This is a genomic window from Enterobacter sp. C6, from assembly GCF_008122455.1.
Classification (GTDB): Bacteria; Pseudomonadota; Gammaproteobacteria; order Enterobacterales; family Enterobacteriaceae; genus Enterobacter; species Enterobacter pseudoroggenkampii.
Genome location: NZ_QPFW01000132.1, coordinates 1 through 9,043, shown reverse-complemented (window position 1 = coordinate 9,043; position 9,043 = coordinate 1). Strand labels below are relative to the sequence as shown.

Below are 9,043 nucleotides of genomic sequence, written 5' to 3'. Positions count from 1 at the left end.
GCAGACGATCCCGTGCTCGTCGTGATAGCCGAGCGTCAGCGGCACGCCGCGGTGCGGGCAGACGTCACGGGCGACCACGACCTGGTCGTGGATCCGGTAAATCACCAGCTGTTCATCCAGCAGCGTCGCTTTAACCGGCGCCGGGCCGACGTCGCAGGCGCGCGCGACCGGATGCCAGCATTTCGCCAGACGCAGCCAGTCCTCTGGCTCAAACGTGCAGTGGGCGGGTGGAGTCGGTTCTCTTTTCATCGTTGTCCCTCTTACGTTTAGCCTAACGGGCCGCCCTGAATGGTCTCGCACAGACCGTTGATGATGCGCTCTCCGGTCTCCTCTCGAAGCTCCTGATACCAGGCCTGCGTCAACGCCATGTCTTTGCCGTGGGTGACGTCGCAGCGCTTACGCGCCTTCAGCACCAGATCGCGCACCCGGTCGCAGCGCAGCGCCTCGTACTGCCGCAGCGCCAGCGTGATGCTGTGGTTTTCACGCAGGCATTCCCCCAGCACTACCGCATCTTCCATGGCCGCACAGCCGCCCTGGCCGATATCCGGCGTGGTGCTGTGCGCGGCATCGCCGAGCAGCGCGACGTTGCCGCGCACCAGGCTGTCGAATGGCTCGATGTCGTGGATCTCAATGCGATTGGTGGTGTCAGGATCCAGCGCCGCGATAAGCGTCTGCACAGGCGGCGCCCAGCCGCGGAAGTAGCCCGTGAGATCGGCGCGCAGGGTGGTGCGATCCTCCGCCAGGCCCGCAGGGAGCGGCACGTCAAAAAAGAAGTAGAAGCGTCCGCCGGAGACGGGCATCAGCGACACGCGTTTGCCTTCGCCAACGAAGGTGGTCCACTGGTGCGCCGGGGCGATCTCCTCGTCAATCTTCACCAGCCCGTTCCAGTTCACGTAGCCGGCGTAGCGGCGCTCCGGCGTGTACCCCAGCACGTACGGGCGAACCGCCGAGTGGCTGCCGTCGGCGGCAATCAGGAAATCCCCGGCAGCTGTGCTGCCATCGGTGAAGGTGACGCTCACGCCAGCGTCGTCTTCATGGACGCGTTCGACGCGCTTGCCGAACTGCACCTTGTCGCGCCCCCAGAAGTCCAGCATTTCGCGCTGAAGCTCAGCGCGCGAGACGGGGCAGGGACGCCCGCCGGTACGCTCAACCAGCGGGGCAAGGCTAAAGCGGGTCAGGGTATCGCCGCGCCGGTAATCCTTATAGGCCATAAAACGCATCGGCCCGCCCCAGGTCTCGATGATGTCGCCCATGCCGAGGTGCTGCATGCATTTCACGCCGTTCGGCCAGATGGAGATGGCCGCCCCGACGGGCCTGATCTCCTTTACGGCTTCAAATACGGTACAGTCGATGCCCGCTTTTTTCAGCGCGACGGCGGCGCTCAGGCCGCCAATACCCGCGCCAATAACGATTGCTCTCATGCTTCTCTCCTTTTGCAGGGTGTAAAGACGTTCAGCAATTTGCGTACCAGGCTGCAGAGTGGCGAAAACGGCGTTGTGAGTGAGAGGTTTGCACTGCTAAGGTGCGCAAACGCGGTGAGCGTGCCTTTTTTTGAATCAAAAATTTCCTGGTCAGCCATCCGGAATCGACTGTTTCACATCTGCCTCAAGAGTGGCGTGGTTTGTGCAATAACCTAAAGGAGGATAATCAAGGAGAACCTATGATCGCACTGCACGACTTCAATCAGCTTCCTGAGAAAGACGCTCTTACGCTGCTTCAGCCCTGCGTGGCGATACCCGGCTGGGCCGACGCGTTGGTTGACGGGCGGCCTTATTCGAGCCGGGAAGCCTTGTTCATTGCGGCGCAGGCCCTGGCGCAACGCTGGGACGAAGCGGCATTAACGCAAGCATTGAGCGCCCATCCGCGCATCGGGGAAAAGCCCGCGGGCGCGCGGGCGGAGGCGGCGCTGTCGCGCCAGGAACAGGGCGCGGTGAACGATCGCGATGCCGCCCTTGCGCAGGCGCTGCGTGAAGGCAATGCCCGCTACGAAGCCCGCTTTGGGCGCATCTTTCTAATCCGCGCGAAGGGCCGCAGCGGCGAGGAGATATTACAGGCCCTGCACGCGCGGCTGGAAAACAGCGACGCGCAGGAAATCCGTGCCGCGCTGGAACAGCTGCGGGAAATTACGCTGCTACGGCTGGAAGGAGTCATTAGCGAATGAGCACACTCAGCACCCATATTCTTGATATTTCGACGGGCAAACCCGCAGAAGGCGTAACGGTTCATCTGCAACAGGGCGGGAAGACGCTGGCCACGGGGGTGACCAACGCCCAGGGGCGCATCGCCGCGTTCGTTCCCTCTCTGCCCGCGGGCCACTATCGGCTGGTAGCGGAGATCGGCGCGTGGTTTCGCGAAACCGGTCGCGACACGCTCTACCCCTGTGCGCAAATTGATTTTGTGACGGGAGAAACGGCAGACGAGCATTTCCATCTGCCGTTTGTGATTGCGCCCGGCGGGTGGTCAACCTACCGGGGTAGTTGACCATACCCGCTCGCCGTTGACCCAGGTCTCGCTGATGTTGCGCTCGTCGCCCAGGGTCATCAGCACAAAGAGTTGCTCGTGGATATCCTGGCAGCGACGATTGCGCAGGCGCTGCAGCGGCGTTACGTCAGGATCGATAACCACGAAATCCGCCTCTTTGCCGGGCGTGAAGTTGCCAATCTTATCGTCCAGCCGGAGGGCGTGCGCGCCGCCCAGCGTGGCGTGATAAAACGCCTCGCTGGCGCGCAGGCGGTAGCTCTGAAGCTGGCCCACCTTGTAGGCTTCCCCCAGGGTGCGCAGCATGCTGAAGGTCGTGCCCGCCCCGACGTCGGTGCCGATGCCCATCCGCACCCTGTGCTGCCAGCAGGCGGGCAGGCGAAACAGCCCGCTGCCGAGAAACAGGTTAGAGGTGGGGCAAAACGCCACCGCCGAGCCGGTGTCATGCAGGCACTGCCACTCGCTGTGGTGAAGGTGAATCGCGTGGGCAAACACGCTGCGCTCGCCGGTCAGGCCGTAGTGGTGATACACGTCCAGATAGCGCTCGTGCTCCGGCCAGAGGTCGCTTACCCAGGCCACTTCGTTGGGGTTTTCGCTCAGGTGGGTCTGCAGCCAGGTATCCGGATACTCCTCTCTGAGTAGGCTGACCGCCGCAAGCAGCTCGGGGGATGAGGTCGGGGCAAAGCGCGGCGTAATGGCGTAGCCCAGGCGTCCACGGTGATGCCAGCGCTGGATCAGCGCCCGCGTCTGTCGGTAGCTCTGCTTCGCGTCTTCGCTCAGGTAGTCCGGCGTGTGTCTGTCCATCATCACCTTTCCGGCGATAAGGCGCATGTTCAGGCGCAGGGCCTCGGTAAACAGCGCCTCGACCGATTCCGGATGCAGCGTGCAAAACACCAGCGCGGTGGTGGTGCCGTTGCTCACCAGCTGCTGTATGAAAAATTCGGCGATCTCTTTCGCGTAGGCTTCATCGGAAAACTGGCTCTCCACCGGGAAGGTGTAGGTGGTCAGCCACTCCAGCAGCTGTTCGCCAAAGGCGCCGATCATCTCCGTTTGCGGATAGTGGACGTGGGTGTCAACAAAACCGGGCAGCAGCAGCCTGCCGCGCAGGTCGGTATAGCCTATGTGCGGGTCAAGATACTGCTCGCCCTCCTGCCACGGCATCTGTGCCAGAATTTTTCCATTCTGGATAAACAGCAGTCCGTCCTCAAGGTAGCGCGCGTGTTGGGCAATGGCGTCTGCGCTGTCGCAGACCCGGGCAATATCAAAAAAAGCACCGCGTATCGCAGTCTGGTATTCCATCATGGTTCCTGCCTTCGTGTTTGCGTAGCGGGGTGATAAGGCTCAGCAAGAACGGTGCCAGAATGAACGGGCCGCAGATACGCTGCGGCCGGAGGGAAGGGGTTACTCTTTTTGCGTTGCCACGCGGGAGCCGAACGACGTCGCGCCTGCCGTTTCGCGCTCTTCCCGCGCCAGCCAGCGGTAGGTGACGCCCCCCAGGAAGACGCCGATAAACCAGCTGAAGTTCGCCACCTCATGCAGGGCCGGGATAAAGCTAATGACCAGGCCCACGGCAACGGACGGGATCAGCGCCCCAATGGCTTTCGGGTTAAAGCCGTTGCGGTACCAGTATTTGCCCTTTGGCGTGTCGTCGAACAGATCGTCGACCGATACCTTGCCGCGCTTAATCAGGTAGAAGTCGGCAATCAGAATGCCGAACAGCGGGCCGATAAACGCCCCGAGCACGTCCAGGGTGTAGTGGATAAGCTCCGGCGAGTTGAACAGGTTCCACGGGGTGAGCAGGATCGAGCCGACGGCGGCAATCATGCCCCCGGTGCGGAAGCTGATCTTCTGCGGCGAGCAGTTCGAGAAATCAAATGCCGGCGAGACGAAGTTCGCCACGATGTTGATCCCGATGGTGGCGGTGATCATCGTCAGCAGGCCAATCGCCACGGCCAGATCGTTGCCTACGCGGCTGACGGTCTCGATCGGATCGGTGATCATGCGGCCAAACAGCGACTGGGTGCCGGAGACAATCACCACGGTGACGATGGAGAACAGCAGGAAGTTAAACGGCAGCCCCCAGCGGTTGCCGCGGCGGATCTCGCCCATGCTTTTGCCGTAGCGGGAGAAATCACCAAAGTTGAGCAGCGGGCCGGAGAAGTAGGAGACCACCAGCGCGGTGGCGGTGATCATCTGCCAGGTCTGCTCGCCCGCGCTCAGGGATTTGCTGGCGAGGGTAAAGGAGATCCCGTCAAATCCGGTCTTGTATACAATCCAGCCGGCGAGGGCCAGCATCACCACGTAGACCGCCGGACCGGCGATATCAATAAAGCGCTTGATGGCGCTCATGCCATGCCAGAAGACCATCGCCTGCAGGACCCACATAATGGCAAAGCAGATCCAGCCCAGATGCGACAGGCCCAGGAATGCGCCGGTAGTGAGTGAAGAGAGCGACGGCCAGAACTTCAGCGCCACCAGCATCAGGGCGTTGGCGGCGAGATAGGTCTGAATCCCGTACCACGCAAAGGCGATAAGCCCGCGGATCACAGCCGGAATATTGGCCCCGAAGACGCCAAACGCCTGACGGCTGATCACCGCATAGGGCACGCCCGCCATCTGGCTCGGTTTGGCCACCAGGTTGGCGCACAGCTGCACGATGCAAATCCCCACCAGCAGGCAGAGCAGCACCTGCCAGCTTGCCAGCCCGAGCGTAAAGAAGCTCGCGGCGACAACATAACCCCCCATGCTGTGAACGTCCGACATCCAGAACGAAAAGATGTTGTACCAGCTCCAGTTCTGGTCACGCGTCGGTGCCAGATCCTCATTGCAAAGACGTGGGCTGTAAACCGCACCGGAATCAGCGGCCGTACCCTGCTGCGCGTTTTGACTGTTTGGCATGAAACCTGCTCCTGTGAATGAAAACCCGTTGAGTGGGAGTGCAAACGGTGTTGCAGGATCCAGGCCAAAATAATAAATCTTGTATGCAATATTTTATTTTTATGTATACGATTCGATAACGGAAAGTAAAATTCGGAGTGGTAAATGAACAACATAAACGCCCTGCAGACCGCGCCAGACCTGCATGACAAAGACGAATCGATCTTTCAGGCGCTGATGACCGCGATTGTCGAACACCAGCTGCTGCCGGGGAGCAAACTGCCGGAAGAGGCGCTGGCCGAGGTCTTTGGCGTGAGCCGCACGGGCATCCGCAAGGTGCTTCAACGACTCGCGGCTGTGCAAATGGTCACCCTGACGCCCAAGCGTGGTGCACACGTCGCCAGCCCGACGGTGGGAGAGGCGCAGCACATCTTCCGCACCCGCGCTCTGCTGGAGGTCGCCAACCTGCCGGACGTGCTGGCGCACAGCCAGCCGCCGCATCTTGCCGCGCTGGAAGCCATTATTCGCCAGGAGCAGCAGGCGCACGAGGCCTATGACGGCCCGGCGGCGATTCGCCACTCCGCCAATTTCCACATTCAGCTGCAGGCCATCTCCGGCAACCAGGTGCTCACTGAGATGGTTACCGGCCTGAGTCAGCGCTCGTCGCTGGTGATTGCCACCTGGGGAGCGCCGTGGCGTCAGGGCTGCCGCTGCAACGATCACGAGCAGCTGGTGGATCTGCTGCGCCAGAAGGCGCTTGAGCCGCTCAGCGATGCCTTAATGCACCATTTTGAACATATCGTCGCCAGCCTCTGCTTCGAGCGGGCGGGCGAGTGCCTGCCTGATTTTGCCCGGCTGTTTGCCGGCCACAAGGAGTCGTAATGTCTGTCTGTATACAAGTGATCAACCCCAACACCAGCCTCGCGATGACGGAAACCATCGGCGCGGCGGCCCGCGCGGTGGCGGCACCCGGGACGGAGATCCTCGCGGTCTGCCCGAGCGCGGGCGTGCCGTCTATAGAAGGCCACTTTGATGAGGCCATCGCCGCCGTTGGTGTCCTGGAACAGATCAAAAAAGGCAGGGAGCAGGGCGTGGACGGTCACGTGATCGCCTGCTTTGGCGATCCGGGCCTGCTGGCGGCGCGGGAGCTGGCGCAGGGGCCGGTTATCGGCATCGCCGAAGCCGCTATGCATATGGCGACGCTGGTCGCGACGCGCTTTTCGGTGGTCACCACGCTGCCGCGCACGCTGATTATTGCCCGTCATCTGCTGCACCAGTATGGCTTTCAGGACCATTGCGCGGCGCTGCACGCCATCGACCTTCCGGTACTGGCGCTGGAAGACGGTAGCGGTCTGGCGCAGGAGAAAGTGCGCGCGCGCTGTATACAGGCGCTGAAAGAGGACGGCTGCGGCGCCATCGTGCTGGGCTGCGGCGGCATGGCGACGCTGGCGCAGGAGCTGACCCGTGAGCTGCGCGTGCCGGTGATCGACGGCGTCAGCGCGGCGGTGAAGATGGTGGAATCGCTGGTGGCGCTGGGGCTGTCGACCAGCAAGCACGGGGATCTGGCGTTCCCGGAGAACAAAGCGTTAAGCGGGCATTTTCAGGCATTGAATTCATTTTAATTTTTGGGGGTGGCAATGGGGCTTTTCGAACAGAATTATCCGCGGGATCTGCGCGGCTACGCGGGCAACCCGCCGCACGCGCGGTGGCCGAATCAGGCGCGCATCGCCGTGCAGTTTGTGCTCAATTACGAAGAAGGGGCGGAAAACCACGTTCTGCACGGCGATGCCGGTTCCGAGCAGTTCCTGTCGGACATCATCGGCGCGGCCAGCTACCCGGACAGACACATGTCGATGGACTCCCTCTACGAATACGGCAGCCGCGCCGGGTTCTGGCGGATCCATAATGAATTTCAGAAACGCGGCCTGCCGCTGACGGTCTTCGGCGTGGCGATGGCGCTGGCGCGTCACCCGGAGATCGTCGAGGCAATCAAGGCGGCGGATTACGACGTGGTCAGCCACGGCTGGCGCTGGATCCACTATCAGCACATGGATATCCAACAGGAGCGCGAACACCTGCACAAAGCGGTGCAGGTGCTGACCGACCTGTTCGGCAAGCCGCCGACGGGCTGGTACACCGGGCGCGACAGTCCCAACACCCGCCAGCTGGTGGTGGAGCACGGCGGCTTCGACTACGACAGCGACTACTACGGCGACGATTTGCCCTTCTGGACGGAAGTGGCCTGCGGCGACGGCGCCCGCAAACCGCACCTGATTGTGCCCTATACGCTGGATGCGAACGACATGCGCTTCGCCACCGCGCAGGGGTTTAACACCGCCGAGCAGTTTTATACGTATCTGAAGGACAGTTTTGACGTGCTGTACGAAGAGGGGGAAAGCGCGCCGAAGATGATGTCCATCGGCATGCACTGCCGCCTGCTGGGGCGACCGGGGCGTTTTCGCGCGCTGCAGCGGTTCCTGGATTATGTGCAGCAGCACGAGCGGGTGTGGGTCTGTACCCGCCAGCAGATTGCCGACCACTGGCGGGAGGTGCATCCGTTTCAGAAGTAAGTGTGCGATGTTTTGCCGGGTGGCGGCTGCGCCTTACCCGGCCTACGACATCAAACTCACCTGCGCCGCCACGATCCGCCATCCGTAGGCAAACCGCACCCACGTCTGCTGCTGGCGGCCAATGCGTTCCGTGCTCTCCCGTGTAAACTCGGTGCTGCACACGGCATAATCCTCTCCGAAGGTGGTGATGACGGTGTGGCGCAGCGTCCGCTGCAGCCCGGCGGCGGGGCGCGCCGCACGAAAGGCGCGGATTTCATCAATCCCGTACAGGTTTTCACCCGCCCCCAGCCGCACCGTGTTTTTGTCGTGCCAGAACAGCTCGTCCAGCACCGCAACGTTGTTGCTCACCAGCGCGTCCTCATAGCGGTAAAACGCGGCCGTCACCTCGGCAACCACCCACGGGAGGTTAATATCATCGTGATTCATCATGCTGCTATCTCCGCCGGACGGGCATCGGTGATGCCGCTCTCCTCCAGAACCCGCGCGACGCGCAGGCAGGCCTGCTCGTTAAACGGCGCGGCAATCAGCTGCAGGCCGATAGGCGCACCCTGCGCGGTACGCAGCGGAACGGTGGTCACGGGCAGGCCCAAAAACGAAATTGGCTGAGTCAGCATCCCCATGCTGGCGCGAATGGGCAGCAGCTGACCGTTAATTTCCATGGTCTGCTCGCCCGCCAGCGTGGCGCTGCGCGGGGTGGCCGGGGCGATCAGCACGTCGGCCTGCGCGAACAGGGTTTTAAACGCCTGCCGGGCGTGTGCGCGGAACCGCTGGGCCTGAATGTACCAGGCGGAGGGGATCATCGCCCCGGCCAGCAGGCGTTCGCGGGAGTGCGGCTCAAAGCGCTCGGGCTCGCGGCGAAGCGCGGGCAGGTACTGGTTTCCCCCTTCCGAGGCGCTGATGATAAACGCCGCAGAGCGCGCCAGCTCGGCGTCCGGGAACTGCAGCTCATCCTGCACATCGAGCGCCTTCGCCACCCGCGCCACGGCGTCTCTGGCGTCCGTGTCGCACCAGGTGGTGAAGTAGCCGCCGAGCACCGCGCAGCGCAGGCCGTCAAGCCCGCGATCGAGCAGGGGGCGCGTCTGCTCGCGGGAGCTCTCTGCCTGAAAACCGTCGCTGGT

General features: G+C 62.5%; 10 protein-coding genes and 1 pseudogene. 5 read left to right on the top strand and 6 right to left on the bottom strand.

Annotated elements, in window-relative coordinates; all coding sequences use genetic code 11:
- Together DOU50_RS02425 and hpxO are read right to left on the bottom strand one after the other, a co-directional pair.
- A partial coding sequence (locus DOU50_RS02425) for a Rieske 2Fe-2S domain-containing protein (RefSeq protein WP_148768710.1) occupies positions 1–249 on the bottom strand: 249 nt, incomplete at its 3' end.
- A gap of 17 nt (positions 250–266) precedes the next feature.
- Positions 267–1,421, bottom strand: coding sequence for an FAD-dependent urate hydroxylase HpxO (gene hpxO / locus DOU50_RS02420; RefSeq protein ID WP_148768709.1), 1,155 nt, complete (start codon positions 1,419–1,421; stop codon positions 267–269).
- Positions 1,422–1,660: 239 nt separating this feature from the next.
- Between hpxO and uraD the strand changes: the two genes are divergently transcribed.
- Both uraD and uraH read left to right on the top strand, forming a co-directional pair.
- Positions 1,661–2,161, top strand: a complete 501-nt coding sequence (gene uraD, locus DOU50_RS02415) for a 2-oxo-4-hydroxy-4-carboxy-5-ureidoimidazoline decarboxylase (RefSeq protein ID WP_148768708.1) — start codon at positions 1,661–1,663, stop codon at positions 2,159–2,161.
- A complete protein-coding gene (gene uraH / locus DOU50_RS02410; protein ID WP_148768707.1) occupies positions 2,158–2,481 on the top strand; it encodes a hydroxyisourate hydrolase in 324 nt (107 codons plus the stop codon). The genes uraD and uraH overlap by 4 nt, the downstream gene beginning before the upstream one ends.
- Here uraH and guaD read toward each other — a convergent pair.
- On the bottom strand, positions 2,461–3,777 hold the full coding sequence (guaD, locus tag DOU50_RS02405) for a guanine deaminase (RefSeq protein WP_148768706.1): 1,317 nt from the start codon (positions 3,775–3,777) through the stop codon (positions 2,461–2,463). The genes uraH and guaD overlap by 21 nt on opposite strands.
- 102 nt (positions 3,778–3,879) lie before the next feature.
- Positions 3,880–5,376 (bottom strand): NCS1 family nucleobase:cation symporter-1, encoded by a 1,497-nt coding sequence (locus DOU50_RS02400; protein ID WP_008499855.1) that lies wholly within the window; start codon positions 5,374–5,376, stop codon positions 3,880–3,882.
- Positions 5,377–5,520: 144 nt separating this feature from the next.
- Between DOU50_RS02400 and DOU50_RS02395 the strand changes: the two genes are divergently transcribed.
- The 3 genes and pseudogenes from DOU50_RS02395 (at position 5,521) to puuE (ending at position 7,925) form a co-directional block, all read left to right on the top strand.
- Positions 5,521–6,237: a GntR family transcriptional regulator gene (locus DOU50_RS02395; protein WP_148768705.1), complete on the top strand. Its 717-nt coding sequence runs from the start codon at positions 5,521–5,523 to the stop codon at positions 6,235–6,237.
- A pseudogene (locus tag DOU50_RS02390) lies at positions 6,237–7,105 on the top strand (aspartate/glutamate racemase family protein); the annotation flags it as partial. The gene DOU50_RS02395 and the pseudogene DOU50_RS02390, both read left to right, overlap by 1 nt.
- Positions 6,993–7,925 (top strand): allantoinase PuuE, encoded by a 933-nt coding sequence (puuE, locus tag DOU50_RS02385; protein WP_148768704.1) that lies wholly within the window; start codon positions 6,993–6,995, stop codon positions 7,923–7,925. The pseudogene DOU50_RS02390 and the gene puuE, both read left to right, overlap by 113 nt.
- Positions 7,926–7,967: 42 nt before the next feature.
- Here puuE and hpxZ read toward each other — a convergent pair whose 3' ends face one another.
- Positions 7,968–8,354: an oxalurate catabolism protein HpxZ gene (gene hpxZ, locus DOU50_RS02380; RefSeq protein ID WP_032649007.1), complete on the bottom strand. Its 387-nt coding sequence runs from the start codon at positions 8,352–8,354 to the stop codon at positions 7,968–7,970.
- Positions 8,351–9,043: amidase family protein (locus DOU50_RS02375; protein WP_265589603.1), on the bottom strand; the 693-nt coding region annotated here is incomplete at its 5' end. The genes DOU50_RS02375 and hpxZ, both read right to left, overlap by 4 nt.

What these genes read in the sequence shown, in the direction of transcription:
- hpxO (WP_148768709.1), bottom strand. Translation starts at nt 1,421, where the DNA reads ATGAGAGCAATCGTTATTGGCGCGGGTATTGGCGGCCTGAGCGCCGCC.
- uraD (WP_148768708.1), top strand. Translation starts at nt 1,661, where the DNA reads ATGATCGCACTGCACGACTTCAATCAGCTTCCTGAGAAAGACGCTCTT.
- uraH (WP_148768707.1), top strand. Translation starts at nt 2,158, where the DNA reads ATGAGCACACTCAGCACCCATATTCTTGATATTTCGACGGGCAAACCC.
- guaD (WP_148768706.1), bottom strand. Translation starts at nt 3,777, where the DNA reads ATGGAATACCAGACTGCGATACGCGGTGCTTTTTTTGATATTGCCCGG.
- DOU50_RS02400 (WP_008499855.1), bottom strand. Translation starts at nt 5,376, where the DNA reads ATGCCAAACAGTCAAAACGCGCAGCAGGGTACGGCCGCTGATTCCGGT.
- DOU50_RS02395 (WP_148768705.1), top strand. Translation starts at nt 5,521, where the DNA reads ATGAACAACATAAACGCCCTGCAGACCGCGCCAGACCTGCATGACAAA.
- puuE (WP_148768704.1), top strand. Translation starts at nt 6,993, where the DNA reads ATGGGGCTTTTCGAACAGAATTATCCGCGGGATCTGCGCGGCTACGCG.
- hpxZ (WP_032649007.1), bottom strand. Translation starts at nt 8,354, where the DNA reads ATGATGAATCACGATGATATTAACCTCCCGTGGGTGGTTGCCGAGGTG.